Here is a 17,782-nt window from a genome sequence, read left to right as displayed (position 1 = left end):
TCATGGTAAGACTGGAGAGTGTTAATAAATATTTTAATAAAAGCAAGAAGAATGAGATCCATGTTATAAACGAAACTTCTCTTCATATGGAAAGCAAAGGGCTGGTGGCTCTTCTGGGGCCAAGCGGATGCGGGAAAACAACGCTGCTTAATGTCATAGGGGGCCTGGATAAAGTCAATGGAGGACGTGTATTTGTAAATGGTCAGAAGATAACAGGAAGGACATCAGGCAGAGTAGACAAAATAAGGAATCTGAATATCGGATATATATTTCAGAATTATAATCTGGTAGACAATATGACTGTGTTTGATAATGTGGCTATAGCTCTTAGAATGGTAGGCGTTAAGGATCGGAAAGAAATAGAGGATAAAGTAAATTATGTTCTTGAAAAAGTGGGCATGTACAGATACAGAAACAGGTATGCGGATATGCTTTCAGGTGGAGAACGGCAGAGAGTAGGGATTGCCAGAGCTATAGTGAAAAATCCTGCGGTGGTCATAGCCGATGAGCCTACGGGAAATCTGGACAGTAAAAATACTCTTGAGGTAATGAATATAATAAAGTCAATATCAGAAGAGAAGCTGGTTATTTTAGTGACTCATGAAGAAGAGCTGGCTGATTTTTATGCATCCAGAATTATAAAACTTCTGGACGGCAAAGTGATGTCAGACGAGGTCAATCATAATTCGGAAGGTCTTGACTATAGGGTAGAAAACAAAATATATCTCAGAGATATAAAAGAGCATAAAAGATTAAACAACGGCAGATATGATATAGATTTTTATAATGACAGTGAAGGCGATATAAAGCTTGATATAGTAGTCAGAAACGGTAATATTTATATAAAGGCCAAGTCAGATAAAGACAGGATTGAAGTCGTAGATGATAATTCAAGCATAGAGTTTGTAGATGCTCATTATAGGAAGATGACAAGAGAGGAACAGACTGAGAGTAATTTTGATGTAAACAGGCTTGAAACCAAAGGAGTGCGTAAGTATCGTTCCATTTTAAATCCTTTTTCGATGCTGAAGAAAGGATTTAAAACGGTTATGGATTATAACATACTTAAAAAAATCCTTCTTGTGGGATTTCTGATTTCGTCAATGTTTATAACATATTCTATCAGCAATATATTTGGCGTTATGAATATAACCGATGACGAGTTTGTGACTGTGGATAAGTCCTATATAACATTGGTCAGCAAGAAGACGAGCGTAGAAACGTATCAGAAGTATGAAAACGATGATAACTTAAAATATATAATGCCGGGAGATTCAAAGGTTACTCTTTCTATGCCCTTTGATGATTATTTTCAGACCAAGTATTCATCGGCTCAGCTCAGCGGATCTCTGTCTGACAGCGGAAAGCTTACAGCAGGGGATATTATATACGGAAGACTTCCTGAAAACAGCAGTGAGATAGTAGTTGATAAACTAGTGCTGGATAAGGTAATAGAAGACCAGATGACTAAGTCTGCAGGTTACGGAACTGTGAAAAGCTTTGTAGGCGGAGTGGTGCCGGTAACTAATATGTCAGATTTCACCATAGTAGGAGTTTCAGATTTGAAAAGCCCATGCATATATGCAAGCCGGGATATGTTTGTAAATATTCTGGCAAACGCTCAGTCGGAAGAAGATGCGGGTATGGAAGGAGATGCTGCCGAAGCTTCTTCAGGAATGATAGATTATACTTTGAAGACCTCAGATGTGAGCCTTACTAAGGGCCGGTGGCCTGTCAATGATTATGAAGTTGTTGTAAATGAAAAAAATAAGGATAATATGCCTTTGAACAAAGAGATATCCCAGAAAGTTAATGATAAAAAACTCAAGGCAGTAGGATATTATAAGGATAAAAACGACAGTGATTTTATGCTTGTAAATAATAATACTGTGAAGTATGATTTAATAAGGAGTAAGTCAAACGTGACTATGTGTCCTGTAGATAAGGCTGCTGCTATGAAGCAGTTCAGGGAAGATAAAGTCAATGTGAAAGATACTTATGCTGAAAGCGAGACACAGTACAGGAAACAGATGTGGTCGTCTATATTTTCGACTCTTGTTATGTCAGGTGTGATACTGATAATATCCTTTATTGAGATATACCTTATAATAAGAGCATCATTCCTTTCAAGAGTAAAAGAAGTCGGTGTATACAGGGCTATAGGCGTGAAAAAATCGGATATATATAAGATGTTTATAGGTGAAATATTTGCCATAACAACGATAGCAAGTCTTCCGGGGTTTGCGTTGATGTCTTATTGCTTGTATAAGCTTTCTCATATGGCATATTTCAGTGATCTGTTTCTGGTAACTCCGTGGACAATGGGCATATGTCTGATTATTATATATGGACTCAATTTTCTGTTCGGACTCTTGCCTGTATTTAGGACTATTAGGAAAACACCGGCGGCCATACTCAGTAGGACAGATGTCAATTAAGATATGAGAAAAGTAAAGGAGGGCTTTATGTTTAGGGCTATGAGACTGAAAGATCAGCAGCTGGATGAAGATAGGGTGAGTGAGATACTGAATACCTGTACCAATGGTGTTCTGTCTGTAAAGGGTGATAACGGTTATCCTTACGGGGTGCCTTTAAGTTATGCTTATGCCGATGGAAAAATATATTTTCATTGCTCCAAAGAAGGATACAAGGTGGAGTTGCTTAAGGCTGATCCTAAAGTAAGTTTTACTGTGATATCCCAGGATAATATTATTCCGGAGGCTTATAATACTCTTTATGTCAGTGTGATTGCTTTTGGAACAGTAAGGCTAATAGATGATCCTGAAGAAATGAGGAAAACACATATCCATATAGTGAAGAAATATTCCAAGGGATATGAAAAGGGAGGTATGGAATATCTGGATGCGGCTATGGATAAAATTTATATGGCCGAGATAACCATAGATCATATTACAGGAAAGGCGGGCTGCTGATATAAACAGTATGCCGGGATTGATTTAATAAATAAAGGCGGCTGCTGAAAAGGATCAGTATAGCCGCCTTTAAAATTTTTTTATTTTCCGGATATCATATCTATGCCTTCAAGAAGTGTCTCTTCGCTGAGGGCTCCTTTTACATATCCTGCAATATTTCCGTCAGCATCTATAAAGTAGGTGACCGGTATAGAGTATGTTTCGTATGACATGGCACCTTCGCCGTTTGTATCATAATAGACAGGAAAAGAATATTCTTGAGATTTGATATACTCTGATGCGCTTTCTTTGGTTTCACGTCCTCCCGTCAGATTGACCATCATGAAATTGATATCATTTTTATACCGATCGTATATTTTGTCAAAAATCGGCATTTCGCTCTGACATGGTCCGCACCAACTGGCCCAGAAATTAAGGATTACAGGCTTTCCTTTCATATCTGAGAGATTTACTTCGCGGTTACTTTCATCTGTGACTGTGATATCCGCTGCGGAAGAAGTACTTTCTCCTATGGAATCGTAGGATACTTTTGCGGACAGATAATTATAAAGAACTGCAGCTCCTATAATAATGACTGCAAAGGTAAGTAATGTTATGACAAGTGTTTTTTTATTTTTCATGTTATATCTCCTAACCCAAGAATGTAATAAACCTTCCGATCATGCCGAAGGCCATCATCAGTCCGATGAATATGAGAAGCCCTCCGCAGATACTGTTTATGACAGCATAGTGTTTTTTTATGAAATCAAATGTGGATTTAAGTTTATCTATAAGGACGGCGCTCAAAACAAAAGGAATACCTAATCCTGCAGAATAGGCTGTCAGCATTATCATTGCTTGGACAGTATGGCCTTGCTGTGAAGCCATCATCAGCGCCGAACCGAGAAAAGCGCCTACACATGGAGTCCATCCTACGGAAAATATCATACCGAAAAGACCGGAAGAAAAAAATCCCAGATTACTTACATTTGCCATAGATGACGGACCATTGAATATATTTAATTTGAAAACACCCAGAAAGTTTAGCCCGAAAAAAATCACGATAATTCCCGATATTATATTGACAGCTGTTGCATATTCTTTGAAAAAGCTGCCTACTGTTCCCGCAAGAGCTCCCATAGCTATAAAAACAATTGTAAAACCCAGCACGAAGCCAAAAGCATTTTTTAGTGTAGCATGGGTATTTCTTTTTCCGCCGCCGGCGAAATAAGTTATGTATATAGGAAGCATGGGAAGCAGACAAGGTGAGATAAATGTTATTATTCCTTCCAGAAAGGAAATGATATACTGCATTTGATATTCTCCTCATATAATTATTTCTGCGAATCAGTATAGTACAAAAATGTATATGTTCAGTGATATTACTCTGATATATTTTGTGAGACATAATTGCTATACGCTTTAGGCTGTGATATGATTTTTTTACGGAGGTATGATTGTGATGAATTTTTCTGAATATTTTCCTGTTTTCAGTAAGCTGACGAAACAGGAACAGTTGGCACTGACTGACAGTGTCACTTTGCGTAAGATGAAGAAAGGAACTGTGATACATGGCGGTGATGAAGAATGCCTCGGCCTTCTTGTAATCCGTTCAGGTCAGCTCCGAAGTTTTATCTTTTCAGAGGAGGGAAGGGAAATCACAGTATACCGTTTATTTGATCATGATATATGTTTGTTCACAGCTTCATGTGTGATGAAAAGCATTCAGTTTGATGTAACAGTGTCAGCTGAAAAGGATACGGATGCGTGGATAGTGCCAATAGGAGTATATCAAAGGCTTATGGAAAATTCTGCTGTTATAGCTAATTATACCAATGAAATAATGGCTTCTCGGTTCACCGATGTAATGTGGCTGGTAGAGCAGATAATGTGGAAAAGCTTTGATAAACGTCTTGCAGATTTTTTGGCTGAAGAGTGTATCATTGAGGAAACTGATATTCTCAGGATAACTCATGAGCAGATAGCATCACATCTTGGAACTGCCAGAGAAGTAGTGACCCGAATGCTCAGATATTTTCAGAGTGAAGGTATAGTGAAGCTCATGCGGGGAAGCATCCGGATCATTGATATGGAGAAGCTTTCTGACATGAGTCGATGATTTTACATATCGCAGTCAGGTACCGATTTATGATTTTTAGCTTTACATATTAATTGAGTCATAGTCCCCATCGGGCAGTATACGCACCATGATCGTGGTTTGAATAATATCATGGTAAGCATTCCCAGTACAGTGGAGGTAAGCATTACACTGTAGAAACCGAAAGCAAACTGAGCTACCCCCTGATGGAATAATGTACCGTGATAGGCCCAGTGCCATGGAAGTTTGAATGTCCATATCAGTGTAACAACCTGATTCAGATCCTGTCCGCCGGAAAATACCAGATAAGTGGACCAAAGCATGATGAAGAACATTGCAAAGAAAAATATGAGAAATCCATAACGGAATATTTTTGATTTCATCCATTGCGGTACGTCTTTTTTTCTTGAAAGTCCGAAGTTGCCTCCTATTAGTTGAAAAAGCTGTCCTCTGCCGCAGTAACGCTGGCAATACGACTTCCTGCCCCAAAAAACAGCTATTATAAGGGGAATAAAGAAACAGAGAAGACCAATCCATGCAAACAGGATATTGAAAAATCCAAGTATGAGATAAAGCGAGGAAAAAATCCACAGGTAATCATACCAATGCTTCTTTTGAGTCATATCGATACCTCCTTTATCTGAATGATGCTGGCCGGACATGCTTTGGCGCATTTACCGCATCCCACACATTTTTCAACATCAATAAGAGCGTACATTCCTTTGTAAAGGGAAACTGCCGAAACCGGGCATGTTTTAGTACAGCATCCACAGGCTACGCACAGAGTTCTGTCGATTAGTGCGCAGCGTTTTTGTTTTTTATGGTTCATAGAAACCTCCTGCAACAATATTTTTATTATCATAGCAGCAAAGGGGAGGTACGACAGTGACAAAATCACAATACGAGGTTTTATTGTATATGGGTCAGAATATCAGATCAAAACCATAGCATCCCTTATCAAAACCGTATTTTTCATAAAATTTGTGAGCTTCTTTTCTGGGGAGGCCGGAATCAAGGATGATTCCTCTGCAGCCAAGTTCTTTTGCTCTGCGTTTTACTTCATCCATCAGTGCGATGCCATAGCCTTCTCCCCGGACGCTTTCGTCTGTAATTATTCCTGACAGGTAACATGTCAGACCGGACAGCCAGAATGTATTGAAGCAGGTGCAGTGACAAAATCCTTTATAATTCCCTTCTTCCATTACAAAGAAAGCAAAGCTGTTTTTATCGCCAAGTATATTTTGATAGACTTTCTTTGTCTCTGTCCTGTCATAAATGTTATAAGTCCACAGTTTTTCGATGAAGCTGAAGGCTTTGTCAAAATCTTCGATAGCTGCATTTTTAAAATACATTTTGATCACCTCTTTGCAATATTTACAGAAACAGTTCCGTTTTAGAAGCTTTTGTATAGTTAGCTTCAAGCATTTTTACATGTGAAATAAATGCCGGATCGTCAAAATATTTGGCTTTTTGAGGACATTTTTTTACACAGGCATGGCATTTTATACAGATGCCGGAGATATTTGAAGGGTTTTGCTCAGAGATAGAGCCCATAGGACACGATTTTATGCATATTCCGCATTTTATGCAAAGGGTTTCCTTTGTCTTTGGTTTGGCTTTGAGAAAAACTGCGGGTTTGCCGTCTATACCCAGAGGTTTGTAGTAGGGACCGACAGGATCGTCTCCACGTACGGCGATAGGAGCTGATAGCTGAGACGGTTCCATGTTTTTAATTTTGCCGACTATATCGGAAGCGAAATCTTCCAATAGTCGGATGTCTTTTGCGTCGGGTCTTCCAGGAGCCAATGCATCTGAAAATACATGTTCTGTCACAGCCCCGGCTCCGGCAACAGTTCGGAAACCATTATTTTCAAGTTCATTTCTCAGTTCAATCAATGCGTTGTCAAAATTTCTGTTTCCGAAACAGACTACAGGGACTGCCGGAGCTCCGTCTGATTTATATAATTGCTGTATAAAAGGGAGAAATTTATTGGGTACCCTTCCGGCATAAACGGGTACGCCAAATATCACCAGTTCATCTGCAGGTACTTTTCTGATTCCGGATCGTGAATCGGGAAGTGTGAAATCATCCTCTTTTACGGGCACATCAAGCAGTTTGGCTGTTTTTTCCGCAATGGTGCGAACTACAGTTTTGACATTGCCTGTAGGGCTTATATATATTGCTCTTATTTTCGATATCTTCATGATAATAGATGCTCCTTCCAATCGTTGGCGTGTATGCTTTTCGGGAATTATAATGAAATACCCTCTGAAACCCATAAGGTCTCAAAGGGCCGGGAATCAGTACTCCTCCGAAGAAGTCGTACCCTTTATATTATTATAATGTTAGACTATATAAATGTAAATAATCAATGAAAGGTATTTCAGACAGCATTTAGTTGTTGTGGGAATCATCCCCAAGCAGCCAGTATATGAGCGCGACACCATCTTTGAGTCCTTCTTTGTAGACTGCTTCTATTGCAGTCTGTATGGACTCTTTTTGAGAATCGTCGTTTGATGAGGATATAAGTTGCTTAATAAGAGTTTTAGTTTTGTCAGACCAGGTATTATTCGCGACATGAAGAAAATCAGGTTTATTCATATGATCACTCCTTTCTGGCACTTTTAAAAATGTGTTAAACATAAAATTATGTTATATAATTATAACATATAATTTAACAACTATTCACAATATAATTCATGTGAGGTGAATATGTTGTGGCAAAGATTAAAATCCCAAAGAAAAAATTAAAAGGTGAAGATGGTCATAAGACATTTTCCATCAGAGTACCTGATGACTTATATGAGGAATTGAATACATTTGCGAGTAAAACAGAGTTGTCCAGAAACGAGATAATAACGATACTCCTGAAGGAAGCTCTTAATATCGCAGAGATTGATGATCATAGTGTGAAATGACATGATATTTTAAATAAAAAGAATAAACCTTGAAACATTGCGGTTTCAAGGTTTTTGGTACTCCCTAGGGGAGTCGAACCCCTGATTCCGCCGTGAGAGGGCGACGTCTTGACCACTTGACCAAGAGAGCTTATCTTTTACAGATAAAAGTATATCACATTTATTTCTGCTGTTCAAGTGCAGAGCTGAAAAGTAAAGAAAATTAATGTGATTATTTGAAAAAATACCCTCTGATTTCATATGAAGCAGGGGGTATTGGCAATGCATTGCTAAAGCCTTTCAAAATCAGCAGCGCCGTGTTTGCAGATGGGACATATGAAATCAGGCGGCAGATTTTCATTCTCATAAATATAGCCGCATATTCTGCATACCCATCCCTTTGATTTTTTCTGCGGGGCTTCTTTTATATGTTTTTGATAGTAGTCATAGGTCACAGAATTATCATTGGAGAGGTTTTCTCCGTCCGTCACATTTGCAAGAAAAAGAGTATGAGTTCCAAGATCCACGGAAGAGATAACATCGCCGGAAAGGAAACCGTTTGTTCCTTTCTTGATGTAAGGCACACCGTTTTTTCCTGTACCGGCAGGATAGCCGTCAAATTTATCTACATTTTTTCCACTCTGAAAGCCGAAGTGTTTGAATATATCGAAGGTGGCTTTTTCACTTAAAATAGAAATATTAAACTTTTTTGTTGTCATTATCATATCATGAGTGAGGTTGGTTTTGTTAACGGCGATAGTCACTTTGTTAGGTGTGGCAGTTACTTGTTGGAGCGTGTTGATGATACATCCATTAGCCTTTTCATCGTCTCTGGCAGTTAGGACATATAGTCCGTAACTGATTTTAAACATTACGCTGTTGTCCATATCGTTCCTTTCTTATTTTCCCTATGAGGATTTGTTTATTTCATCAAGGCTCAATATACTCTCTTTTAGTGCTTTTTCATTATTTGTGTATGCTTTGTCTATTGCCATAATGAAATATGTATAATAGCATTTTTCGCTTTCCATGAAGAGTACAGTCCCGCGGGCGTCTGATGATAGTTTGAAATCATATGAAAGAGTTTCTGTTATAAAATCCGGGACACTTGCCGTGCTTTCGCTTAGTTCGGAATTTTCAAGGATATTTCCGAGCGTATTCATAAGAGAGTAATCTTTATACCCGTTAAGGTCTGGAGCGACTAAGTGGATCTGTGATTTTGATATACATTGTATGCGTAAATTTACAGTATCTTCATTATCAGATATGTCAAGGATACTTGACGGTGATTTTTCATTTATTACCCATGATTCGTCATTTGATGCGGGAAGCTCGATGGAAAATGATTTATCTGCATTGGAATAGCTTTTCAGATCTCCTTTTATGGAAGTATTCCCGCATGAGGAAAATATAAAGCATAAAACTATTGATAAAATCAAAGGTAATAATTTTTTCATTATGAAATCTCCTTAATATATTTGTTAAAACTGTATGAATTTAGTATATCACAAACACTGTAAAAGTACACAAAAACTTGGAATCAAAGCATATCAAGGACTTATGCCGGACGAGAATTTCCGGGTCTTTGTTATTTTTTGTTTTCATGCTTTTCAAGAGATATTTTAACGGCCTTGATAACATCAGACAGTATATACATATCGTGCAGTGAGCATGATTCAAGTGTACTGATGATTTCTTCTGCGACTTCGGTTTTGCTGATTTTGGGTTTGTCAAACAACAATTCGTCAGTTTGCACTGAGAGTTCTTTGGCAATATTAACCAAAACAGCCAGACTCAGTTTTGTATTTCCTGTTTCGATATGGCTCATATGAGTAGGTGATATTCCTATTTTATCAGCCAGCTGTTCCTGGGTAAGATTATATGCATTACGGTATTTTCTGATACGTTGTCCTATTTTATAATAATCCATTGTCTGCACCGCCTGTATAATTTGTTATTACTTGAATTGTATAGGATATAACCGTATAATTGAAATTAACTATATAGGCTAAATTCAGCCTATATAGTTAATAAAGAGCATATAACTATTTTTGAATAACATAAGGGAAAAGAAACTGATATTTTTCCAGATTCATATCTGATTAAAATTGATTATATGATATATATAAGCCGCATATTATTGATATAGACAGAAGTAAGGAGAATATTTATGGATTTTGGTCATTTAACGGAAGAAACGAAAAAATATGTGAGAGCTATAATAGAGTGTATAGATGACGGTGTTTGGATAACTGACGGAAAAGGATATGTGATGGAAACCAATACTCAGGCTCTGGGATGCCAGAGGCGTGAGGATATTATAGGCAAGAACATGAAAGAACTGGTAGATCAAGGGATATATGATGCTTCTGTTACATTGGAAGTAATAAGAGAAAAGCAAAAAATAACAAGGATACAGCGGGATGAAACCGAAGTATTGGTGACTGGTATACCACACATGGAAAACGGTGAGATAGAGATGGTCGTGTGTTGTGAAAGGGAACTGAAAGAATTGGATATAATGAAAGAACAGCTTCGCTTAAATAAGGAAAAGATGGATCTTTATGAAAGTGAGTTGGAATATTTGAGATCTGTATTGTCTAAGGAGGTTGATCTTGTATTGGAATCCAGGGCTATGCAGAATGTGGTCGAGCTGGCGGTAACGGCTGCCAGGTTTGGGTCTCGTGTTTTGATAGAAGGGGAGACAGGTGTGGGAAAGGAGATCGTTGCGAGGATAATATACAGAAATGGAAGCCGAAGCAAGGGCCCTTTCATAGCTGTTAATTGTGGAGCCATACCGGAAAATTTATTGGAATCAGAATTATTCGGATACGAAAAAGGAGCTTTTACGGGAGCCAGTGAGAAAGGGAAAAAAGGGTATTTTGAGCTGGCTAACAAGGGCGTTTTGTTTCTCGATGAAATAGGTGACATATCTCTTAATTTTCAGGCAAAGCTTCTGAGGGTACTTCAGGAAAGCGAGATAATGAGAGTGGGAGGAAAACAGGCTATACCTGTAGATGTACAGGTGATAGCAGCCAGTAATAGGAATTTGAGAGAAAGAGTTGCAGAGGGGGATTTCAGAGATGATTTGTTTTACAGGCTGAATACTTTTCCTATAAGCGTGCCGCCTTTAAGGAAGAGGCAGAGAGATATCGTTCCTCTGGTATATTTGTTCGCAGAAAACTTTAACAGTAAATATGGCACCAAAAAAGAGTTTTCTCTGAGCAGTTTAAATATTCTTCAGAAATACAGATGGCCGGGAAATGTAAGAGAACTGGAGAATCTTATAGAAAGGCTGATATTGACAGTAAGAGAAGATATCATAACAGAAAATCATGTAAGACATATGTTGTTTGGTGAAAAAGAAAATCCTGAAAGAAAGGATGGGAATAAGACTCTTAAAGAGGCCATAGAACAGACTGAAAAAGAGTTGATAGAAAAATATATGGAACAGTATGATAATCCATCGGACATGGAAAAGGCGCTTGGAATATCAAGGGCTACGTTAAACAGAAAAATAATGAAATATGGATTGCGTTAATTTATAAGGAGCAGGATCTGATCAGGAATGATCAGATCCTGCTCCTTTTTGTGCAGTCATACGTATTTTCAAATCCGAAAATAGTTCAGAAAAAAAATAAAAATCAGAAAATTCAACACTTTCAAGAAGTGAGTAAAATTTTTTTAGTGGTATGGCACGGGATTTGCTCTAATAAGTATGTGTAATGATTCAACACCGATTTATTAAAGGAAAGGAGAATGGCATGAGTAAACAACAGCAAAGCAATTTAGCCGAACATAATATCACATTGCGTACGGCGGTTATGATCATGTATTGTCTCGTAGCGGCCGGGTGCTTCGGCATAGATGAAATGATACCGGACGGAGGGCCGGGTATCACCATCATAATCCTGTGTATACTGCCCTTTGTGTGGGCGGCGCCTCAGGCTCTGTGTTCGGCAGAACTCGGCTCGGCTATTACAGACGCAGGAGGTTTTTATAAATGGATTCAGAGAGGCCTCGGAGAATTCTGGGGATTTCAAGGAGGATGGTGCAGAACATTATCATGTTACATAGATAATACTGTATATGTAGTCTTGGCAGGATCTTATGCTAAAATGCTGATCCCGGGGATGACTGAGACCGCACAGTTTATATTTATGGTATCCATCGTTCTTGTATTTACAATCATTAATTTATTAGGAATCGAAGAAATCGGAAAAGTAAGCACTATTTTCTCCGTATTTATTTTCTTAGTATTTCTGGCTATAACTGTTATCGGTTTCATGAATTGGAATCAGAATCCTATGGACCCTCTATACAATAGCGCCGATTACACTTTCTTAGGGTCGATAGGAGCAACTCTTGCGACAGGAATGTGGATGTATTCCGGATATACGTCGATGTCTACTTTGGCTACCGAATGTAAGGATAAATCTGTTATCCCCAGAGGGCTTCTTATAATAATGCCTCTCGTAGCGCTTACTTATATTCTTCCTACTATAGCGAGTCTGGCTTCTGTAGGGAACTGGCAGGATTGGAGTCCTGACGGCGGTATATCTTTTGGTCATGTACTGGCGCTTGTAGGTTCATGGGGAATACCGGTATTCACTATTACAGCGATCTGCGCTGAATTGTCCATGTTCAATACTCAGATGATTTCCATATCCAGAGGATTTTATGGTATGGCTGTAGATAATCTTGCGCCTAAAAGTCTGACGAAAGTAAGCAAAAAAAGGCGAGTACCTTATATAAGTGTATTATCTATCACATTAGTTTCCGTACTCTTGTGTAATTTCAATTTTGATGTCTTGGTGACTATGGATGTGATGCTTCTCATGGTTGATTATGTATTGGTATTCTTATCAACAGCAGTATTGAGACGGAGAGAACCTGATATGCCAAGACCATTCAGAATTCCAGGCGGAGATAAATTCGTCAATCTTCTTATAGCCCCGGGATTGATTATAGCTGTGGCTGCTTTATTCTTAAACGGCGCAGATTATTATCTGGGAGGTATGATCGCATTTATTTCATCACCGATAATGTATATCATATGGAAACGAATGTATGGCGGTCTATATGTCAATGATCCGGAGAAATATCCTATAAATCCGAGGACGAAATTGGCGGTTGGAGATTTTCACAGGATAACTATTGTATTCGGTATCATTGCAGTTATAGGGCTTATAGGATCTCTTTGGTGGTTTGACTGGTATGAAGTCGGATGGGAATCTTATTATGAAGAAGCTTATTGCGGACTTAAATTTATGGGAAGTGACGGGGCGGCCATCAAGGAATGGATAAATAACGCGATGTTGGTGATATCTGTGTTGTATGCAGTGATAGCTGTAGTTTTTAAAGTTGCAGGAAATAAGATAGACAGAAAAAATGCTTAAGAGGAGGTTCTGATTATGTCAAAGATAAAAGAAGAGAAAAGAAACATGCTAAGTAAGGTTGAAAAGGGGTTAGGCGTAAAAGCTCTGAAGTTCAGGCTTTCCTTCGGGGCTGAGGATATGCACTATCCGGCAGAAATGATATCCGGATGCAAACTGATAGAAAAGTGTATAGACTGCTGTACTGAAATATGCAATATCAGAGACAACGGAGACGGAGGTCTGATAGTTCATATAGAGTCAGATATTGTAAGGCCTGTACATGTGCTGGATGCCGTGGAGATAGTCTGCTGGTCTGTTGAGGATGGAAAAAGATCAAGGCTTTATGGATATGAAATGTATAAGACTTCGGAATACAATCAGCAGACAGACCGCTCTGACGTACTTGATGAACCGGCTCTGACAGTAAAGGGAATGGTGGTATTTGTGGTGGATGATCCTCAGTAGAGGATCATACGCCGAGACGAAGGGAGGAAGATGATGACTAAAATTTTGGATGGAATAAAAATCATAGATTTTACCCAGGGACATACGGGCAGCTATGGAACGATGCTTCTTGCAGATTTTGGGGCCGAGGTTATAAAAATAGAAGATCATACAAAAGGTGGAGATGTTTTAAGGGGAAGTTTTCCGAAAAATGAAAGAGGCAGCGCCTATCATTCATATATGAACAGAGGAAAGAAGAGCGTATGCGTGGATAAAACATTAAAGGAGGGGCAGACCTTTATCATGAAGCTTATAGAAAAAGCAGATGTTGTATGCGATTCTTTTGCCGCAGGAGAGCTGGAAAAATATAATATAGGTTATGAGGCAGCCAGAAAAGTGAATCCGGAAATAATATATGCTTCGCATACGGGTTTCGGAAAGACGGGATCTTTAAGCAGCAGTGCCGGATGTGATCTTACTTCAGAGGCTTTGTGTGGACTTATGCAGGTGACAGGATTTCCTGACGGAGGTCCTACTGCACATGGATCCAGAATAGCCGATCAATTCGGAGGTCATTTTTTTGCGGCATCTATTGTCATGGCTCTCATGGTAAAAAATGAAACAGGAAAAGGTCAGCAGATAGATGTAGCGTCGGCAGACTGTATGCTCACAGCTCTTGAGGACTGTCTTGCCGAAGCATTCATGAAAGGGGTAACCTTCCATAGAGAGGGAAACGGATCGCGATCCATTGCGCCTTACGATACTTTTGAGGTAAAAGACGGGATATTTTCAACAGCAGTCTCTACAAACTCACAGTGGGAGAAATTCTGTAAAGCCATGAAAATGGAGGAATTCATAGATGATCCCAGATATAACAGTAATGAGGCTAGGGGCGAGAATTATTATACTGAAAATGGCAGGGTAGGTTTAAGAGATATTATAGCAGATAAATTTAAGGATATGACAAGACAGGAAATAATAAACCTGCTGGCGCCGTGGAACATTCCCAGCGGTCCGGGACTTACTGTTCAAGATGCTTTCGAAGACGAGCATCTTAACAGCAGGAATATGGTGCTTGATGTAGAAGATAAAACTATAGGACGTATAAGGATGCCGGGGATACCGATAAAAATATCGGGAGTAGATGACAGGGCAGTAAAATCAGCCCCTAAACTGGGAGAAGATACCGCAAAGATTGCAGAAGAGTTTGGTTATGATAAAAATAAATTGAAAGAAATGTCTGAAAAAGGTGTTGTAATGTGTGAAAGGAGTGATTTATAATGAAGCCATTGGAAGGTATAACTGTACTTGATTTCACACAGGCTTTCAGTGGCCCGTACTGTGCCATGAATCTGGGAGATTACGGAGCGAGAGTCATTAAGGTGGAAAGAGTAGAAGACGGTGATCAGTCCAGAGAATGGGGACCGTACGCAGATAACGGAAACAGTGGATATTTTGCCTTATATAATCGGAATAAGGAGAGCATAGCAATAGATTTGAGCCATTCTGAAGGTAAGGCAATTATAAGAAAGCTGTATGCTGAATCAGATGTAGTTTTGGAAAATTTTAAATACGGTACTATGGATAAATTGGGATTGGGATATGAAACCGCAAAAGAGATAAATCCTGAGATAATTTTTGCTTCTATAACAGGTTTTGGACAGACTGGTCCTTTGAAGAAAAACACTGCTTATGACAATGTGATTGAATGTATGTGTGGGTATATGGAGATAACAGGATATCCGGATGGTCCTCCTCTGAGGTCGGGGGCATCGGTGGGAGATAGTTATACCGGGATAACAATGTTTTTGGCCATTGTACTGGCATGTTATGATAAGAAGCTTACAGGCAGAGGCAGGCGTTTGGATGTGGCTATGCTGGATACTATGTTTGCAGCCGTGGAAGAAGCTATACTGGCTTACAGCCTTACAGACAACCCTGTCAGCAGAAGCGGCAATGCTAAGCCGAGGGAAATCGTTCCCTACGATACATATGAATGTGCTGACGGAATCATAGCGGTGGGAATAAATGATGAAGATATGTGGCCGGATTTTTGTAAGGCCATAGGCATGCCGGAGCTGACAGATGATCCATTGTATGCCGATAATGATATGAGATGCAGGAATTTTGAAAGCTTTACTGCCATGATGAAAAATGTAATGAAAAAAGAAAGCAAAGAATACTTCCTGGAAAGATTTTCAAGTTATAATATTCCGGCTTCACCTTTGCTGCTGCCACTGGAGACTTTAGCGAATCAACAATTCATACATAGAAATATGGTGCTTGATATAGAGGATTCCAATGTGGGAAAGTATAAAGCCTTTGGAATCCCGATAAAATTCAGCAGGACACCGGGAGAAGTAAAAAAGTCTTCACCTTTACTGGGGGAAAATACGATTGAAATCATGAAATCTGTAGGCTATACAGATCAGATGGTAGCAAAGCTGATAGAAGAAGAGATCGTAGGCGCGGCGGAAAGCAGGTGTATGGAAAAATAAACAGGAAGTGATGATGGAGGATCATGGAAAAATTAAGTCTGAAAACTAAAATCTTATATGGACTGGCAGGAGTGGGAGATTCGGCTCTCTTTAATATAATGGGTACTTTTGCCTTGTTCTTTCTGACAACTGTAGCCGGCGTGAATCCTGCTGTGGCGGGAACTATAACAGCCATAGGATCAGTTTGGGATACTGTATGCGGCGCAGTTGCAGGATATGTATCAGATAATGCCGAAACCAGATTTGGGAAACGGAAGCCATTTCTTCTTGCGGCTTCTGTTCCCCTTATGGTATTTACGTCTATGTTTTTCTTTGATCTGGATGTAGGTCAGGATGCCATGGCTCTGTATTATGGAGTGATACTGATGCTTTTCTGGACATCATTTTCTACCTTTTTTGTTCCCTATCTGGCATGGGGTGCAGAGCTTACCAGTAATTATGATGAGAGGACAGTTCTCAGAGGATATGTGTCATTTTTTAATGCCATAGGTACAGCTATAGGCCTTGTGTTCCCTAATATATTAGTGCAGATTATTATAGATGCGGGCTATTCACTGGAGACCGGATGGCAAGTGACCGGAATGCTGTGTGGAGTGATTTCAGGGGGAACCATATTGATCAGTGCTGCAGGTATAAAGGATAAATTCAGATCTATAGAATCATATATACCTGAAAAGAAAACTTCGGGAAAACCTTTCAGAACTTTTGTCTCGTCTCTTGTGAGTATGGTGGGTAATTATATTCAGCTTCTGAAACTGAGGACGGTGAGATACATACTTGGAGCCAGTGTGTGTTATCTCATAGGATATACGATATTCTGTTCTGACAGAATGTACTTTTTTACATATAATATGGGTCTGTCCAGGAGTGTAATAACTCTTATTATGATGTTGATGACCTTCATGAATGTAATATTCATCCCCATTATATCTTTCGTGAACAGGTGGATTGACAAAAGAACTACATATATAGCAGGAATGTTAATAAGCGCGTCGGGTCTGTTGGCCTTTGGAATTTTCGGAATTACATCTCTTGCATGGGTATGTGTACTCTCGGTTATATATTCTATCGGAGGCAGTGTTTATTGGCAGCTCATACCTGCAATGATATATGATGTATGCGAAGTGGATCAGCTGATAAATAACAGAGAACGGTCAGGGATGGTTATTTCACTTCAGTCTCTGTCGGAGGCCCTATCAGGTGCCGTCGCTATGCAGCTTATGGGTATGATACTCAGTTTTTCAGGGTTTAATGGTGAACTCAGCCTTCAGAGTGAATCGGCTCTTTTAGGTACAGGACTTTCGTTTACTGTTATTCCGTCCGCATTTATGTTTTTGTCGGTAGTCTGCATATTTATATATCCCGTTACGAAAAAAGTATATCAGGAAGTCCTTGAGGCTTTGGAAAATCGTAAAGCAGGAGAAGAGGTTGATATGAGCAGGTTCAGAAAACTTAAATAAGATGACTTGTGGTATAACTGGGAGAAATATAATCATTTATATGTATAAAATAAAAAAGTCAATGATTTTTCATTGACTTTTTTATTTAGTGAGT

Annotated in this window: 20 protein-coding genes and 1 tRNA gene; 10 read left to right on the top strand and 11 right to left on the bottom strand. The window is 39.1% G+C overall.

What is annotated here, in order from left to right; genetic code table 11:
• Window positions 1-2 precede the first annotated feature (2 nt).
• Both H8692_RS02240 and H8692_RS02235 read left to right on the top strand, forming a co-directional pair.
• A complete protein-coding gene (locus H8692_RS02240; RefSeq protein WP_187524905.1) occupies window positions 3-2,438 on the top strand; it encodes an ABC transporter ATP-binding protein/permease in 2,436 nt (811 codons plus the stop codon).
• A 27-nt stretch (window positions 2,439-2,465) separates the two neighbouring features.
• A complete protein-coding gene (locus H8692_RS02235; protein WP_177267603.1) occupies window positions 2,466-2,933 on the top strand; it encodes a pyridoxamine 5'-phosphate oxidase family protein in 468 nt (155 codons plus the stop codon).
• An 80-nt stretch (window positions 2,934-3,013) separates the two neighbouring features.
• Here H8692_RS02235 and H8692_RS02230 read toward each other — a convergent pair whose 3' ends face one another.
• Window positions 3,014-3,553 carry a TlpA family protein disulfide reductase gene (locus H8692_RS02230; protein ID WP_177267604.1) on the bottom strand — a complete coding sequence of 180 codons (540 nt, stop codon included), beginning with the start codon at window positions 3,551-3,553 and terminating at the stop codon, window positions 3,014-3,016.
• Between the two features lie 10 nt (window positions 3,554-3,563).
• A complete protein-coding gene (locus H8692_RS02225) occupies window positions 3,564-4,226 on the bottom strand; it encodes a cytochrome c biogenesis CcdA family protein (RefSeq protein ID WP_187524903.1) in 663 nt (220 codons plus the stop codon).
• A gap of 148 nt (window positions 4,227-4,374) precedes the next feature.
• On the opposite strand from H8692_RS02225, the gene H8692_RS02220 reads away from it, so the two are divergent.
• On the top strand, window positions 4,375-5,031 hold the full coding sequence (locus H8692_RS02220) for a Crp/Fnr family transcriptional regulator (protein ID WP_177267615.1): 657 nt from the start codon (window positions 4,375-4,377) through the stop codon (window positions 5,029-5,031).
• Window positions 5,032-5,033: 2 nt separating this feature from the next.
• Here the strand turns inward: H8692_RS02220 and H8692_RS02215 are convergent, their stop codons facing one another.
• The 5 genes from H8692_RS02215 to H8692_RS02195 all read right to left on the bottom strand — a co-directional run bounded on the left by H8692_RS02215 (window position 5,034) and on the right by H8692_RS02195 (window position 7,612).
• Window positions 5,034-5,633, bottom strand: coding sequence for a 4Fe-4S binding protein (locus H8692_RS02215; RefSeq protein WP_187524902.1), 600 nt, complete (start codon window positions 5,631-5,633; stop codon window positions 5,034-5,036).
• Window positions 5,630-5,839 carry a 4Fe-4S binding protein gene (locus H8692_RS02210; RefSeq protein WP_177267607.1) on the bottom strand — a complete coding sequence of 70 codons (210 nt, stop codon included), beginning with the start codon at window positions 5,837-5,839 and terminating at the stop codon, window positions 5,630-5,632. Before H8692_RS02210 ends, H8692_RS02215 begins: the two co-directional genes overlap by 4 nt.
• A 94-nt stretch (window positions 5,840-5,933) precedes the next feature.
• Window positions 5,934-6,362, bottom strand: a complete 429-nt coding sequence (locus tag H8692_RS02205) for a GNAT family N-acetyltransferase (protein WP_177267608.1) — start codon at window positions 6,360-6,362, stop codon at window positions 5,934-5,936.
• A gap of 22 nt (window positions 6,363-6,384) precedes the next feature.
• Entirely contained in the window at window positions 6,385-7,215 is an 831-nt protein-coding gene (locus H8692_RS02200; RefSeq protein WP_177267609.1) for an EFR1 family ferrodoxin, read from the bottom strand.
• Between the two features lie 190 nt (window positions 7,216-7,405).
• Window positions 7,406-7,612, bottom strand: coding sequence for a hypothetical protein (locus H8692_RS02195; RefSeq protein ID WP_177267610.1), 207 nt, complete (start codon window positions 7,610-7,612; stop codon window positions 7,406-7,408).
• Window positions 7,613-7,728: 116 nt separating this feature from the next.
• Between H8692_RS02195 and H8692_RS10705 the strand changes: the two genes are divergently transcribed.
• Window positions 7,729-7,929: a ribbon-helix-helix protein, CopG family gene (locus H8692_RS10705; protein WP_177267611.1), complete on the top strand. Its 201-nt coding sequence runs from the start codon at window positions 7,729-7,731 to the stop codon at window positions 7,927-7,929.
• A 55-nt stretch (window positions 7,930-7,984) separates the two neighbouring features.
• On the opposite strand, the gene H8692_RS02185 is transcribed toward H8692_RS10705, so the two are convergent.
• From H8692_RS02185 to H8692_RS02170, 4 genes are all read right to left on the bottom strand, one after another.
• Window positions 7,985-8,059 (bottom strand) — tRNA-Glu (locus H8692_RS02185).
• 139 nt (window positions 8,060-8,198) lie between these two features.
• Entirely contained in the window at window positions 8,199-8,795 is a 597-nt protein-coding gene (locus H8692_RS02180) for a flavin reductase (RefSeq protein WP_187524901.1), read from the bottom strand.
• 21 nt (window positions 8,796-8,816) lie between these two features.
• Window positions 8,817-9,365, bottom strand: a complete 549-nt coding sequence (locus tag H8692_RS02175; protein ID WP_177267613.1) for a hypothetical protein — start codon at window positions 9,363-9,365, stop codon at window positions 8,817-8,819.
• Between the two features lie 131 nt (window positions 9,366-9,496).
• Window positions 9,497-9,838 carry a helix-turn-helix domain-containing protein gene (locus H8692_RS02170; protein WP_187524900.1) on the bottom strand — a complete coding sequence of 114 codons (342 nt, stop codon included), beginning with the start codon at window positions 9,836-9,838 and terminating at the stop codon, window positions 9,497-9,499.
• A gap of 240 nt (window positions 9,839-10,078) precedes the next feature.
• On the opposite strand from H8692_RS02170, the gene H8692_RS02165 reads away from it, so the two are divergent.
• From H8692_RS02165 to H8692_RS02140, 6 genes are all read left to right on the top strand, one after another.
• Window positions 10,079-11,449, top strand: a complete 1,371-nt coding sequence (locus H8692_RS02165; protein WP_187524899.1) for a sigma-54 interaction domain-containing protein — start codon at window positions 10,079-10,081, stop codon at window positions 11,447-11,449.
• 223 nt (window positions 11,450-11,672) lie between these two features.
• Window positions 11,673-13,307: an APC family permease gene (locus H8692_RS02160; protein ID WP_177269317.1), complete on the top strand. Its 1,635-nt coding sequence runs from the start codon at window positions 11,673-11,675 to the stop codon at window positions 13,305-13,307.
• Window positions 13,308-13,322: 15 nt separating this feature from the next.
• Window positions 13,323-13,751: a hotdog family protein gene (locus tag H8692_RS02155; protein WP_187524898.1), complete on the top strand. Its 429-nt coding sequence runs from the start codon at window positions 13,323-13,325 to the stop codon at window positions 13,749-13,751.
• Window positions 13,752-13,781: 30 nt separating this feature from the next.
• Window positions 13,782-15,011, top strand: coding sequence for a CaiB/BaiF CoA transferase family protein (locus H8692_RS02150; protein ID WP_187524897.1), 1,230 nt, complete (start codon window positions 13,782-13,784; stop codon window positions 15,009-15,011).
• Complete coding sequence (locus H8692_RS02145; protein ID WP_187524896.1) at window positions 15,011-16,228, top strand: CaiB/BaiF CoA transferase family protein; 1,218 nt, start codon at window positions 15,011-15,013, stop codon at window positions 16,226-16,228. Before H8692_RS02150 ends, H8692_RS02145 begins: the two co-directional genes overlap by 1 nt.
• Window positions 16,229-16,251: 23 nt before the next feature.
• Window positions 16,252-17,688 carry an MFS transporter gene (locus H8692_RS02140; RefSeq protein WP_187524895.1) on the top strand — a complete coding sequence of 479 codons (1,437 nt, stop codon included), beginning with the start codon at window positions 16,252-16,254 and terminating at the stop codon, window positions 17,686-17,688.
• Window positions 17,689-17,782: the final 94 nt, after the last annotated feature.

Source organism: Lentihominibacter hominis, assembly GCF_014385065.1.
Classification (GTDB): domain Bacteria; phylum Bacillota; class Clostridia; order Peptostreptococcales; family Anaerovoracaceae; genus Lentihominibacter; species Lentihominibacter hominis.
The sequence above is the reverse complement of the archived record's forward strand: the minus strand, read 5'-3'. Positions and strand labels throughout refer to the sequence as shown.

What these genes read in the sequence shown, in the direction of transcription:
- H8692_RS02240 (WP_187524905.1), top strand. Translation starts at nt 3, where the DNA reads ATGGTAAGACTGGAGAGTGTTAATAAATATTTTAATAAAAGCAAGAAG.
- H8692_RS02235 (WP_177267603.1), top strand. Translation starts at nt 2,466, where the DNA reads ATGTTTAGGGCTATGAGACTGAAAGATCAGCAGCTGGATGAAGATAGG.
- H8692_RS02230 (WP_177267604.1), bottom strand. Translation starts at nt 3,553, where the DNA reads ATGAAAAATAAAAAAACACTTGTCATAACATTACTTACCTTTGCAGTC.
- H8692_RS02225 (WP_187524903.1), bottom strand. Translation starts at nt 4,226, where the DNA reads ATGCAGTATATCATTTCCTTTCTGGAAGGAATAATAACATTTATCTCA.
- H8692_RS02220 (WP_177267615.1), top strand. Translation starts at nt 4,375, where the DNA reads ATGAATTTTTCTGAATATTTTCCTGTTTTCAGTAAGCTGACGAAACAG.
- H8692_RS02215 (WP_187524902.1), bottom strand. Translation starts at nt 5,633, where the DNA reads ATGACTCAAAAGAAGCATTGGTATGATTACCTGTGGATTTTTTCCTCG.
- H8692_RS02210 (WP_177267607.1), bottom strand. Translation starts at nt 5,839, where the DNA reads ATGAACCATAAAAAACAAAAACGCTGCGCACTAATCGACAGAACTCTG.
- H8692_RS02205 (WP_177267608.1), bottom strand. Translation starts at nt 6,362, where the DNA reads ATGTATTTTAAAAATGCAGCTATCGAAGATTTTGACAAAGCCTTCAGC.
- H8692_RS02200 (WP_177267609.1), bottom strand. Translation starts at nt 7,215, where the DNA reads ATGAAGATATCGAAAATAAGAGCAATATATATAAGCCCTACAGGCAAT.
- H8692_RS02195 (WP_177267610.1), bottom strand. Translation starts at nt 7,612, where the DNA reads ATGAATAAACCTGATTTTCTTCATGTCGCGAATAATACCTGGTCTGAC.
- H8692_RS02180 (WP_187524901.1), bottom strand. Translation starts at nt 8,795, where the DNA reads ATGGACAACAGCGTAATGTTTAAAATCAGTTACGGACTATATGTCCTA.
- H8692_RS02175 (WP_177267613.1), bottom strand. Translation starts at nt 9,365, where the DNA reads ATGAAAAAATTATTACCTTTGATTTTATCAATAGTTTTATGCTTTATA.
- H8692_RS02170 (WP_187524900.1), bottom strand. Translation starts at nt 9,838, where the DNA reads ATGGATTATTATAAAATAGGACAACGTATCAGAAAATACCGTAATGCA.
- H8692_RS02165 (WP_187524899.1), top strand. Translation starts at nt 10,079, where the DNA reads ATGGATTTTGGTCATTTAACGGAAGAAACGAAAAAATATGTGAGAGCT.
- H8692_RS02160 (WP_177269317.1), top strand. Translation starts at nt 11,673, where the DNA reads ATGAGTAAACAACAGCAAAGCAATTTAGCCGAACATAATATCACATTG.
- H8692_RS02155 (WP_187524898.1), top strand. Translation starts at nt 13,323, where the DNA reads ATGTCAAAGATAAAAGAAGAGAAAAGAAACATGCTAAGTAAGGTTGAA.
- H8692_RS02150 (WP_187524897.1), top strand. Translation starts at nt 13,782, where the DNA reads ATGATGACTAAAATTTTGGATGGAATAAAAATCATAGATTTTACCCAG.
- H8692_RS02145 (WP_187524896.1), top strand. Translation starts at nt 15,011, where the DNA reads ATGAAGCCATTGGAAGGTATAACTGTACTTGATTTCACACAGGCTTTC.
- H8692_RS02140 (WP_187524895.1), top strand. Translation starts at nt 16,252, where the DNA reads ATGGAAAAATTAAGTCTGAAAACTAAAATCTTATATGGACTGGCAGGA.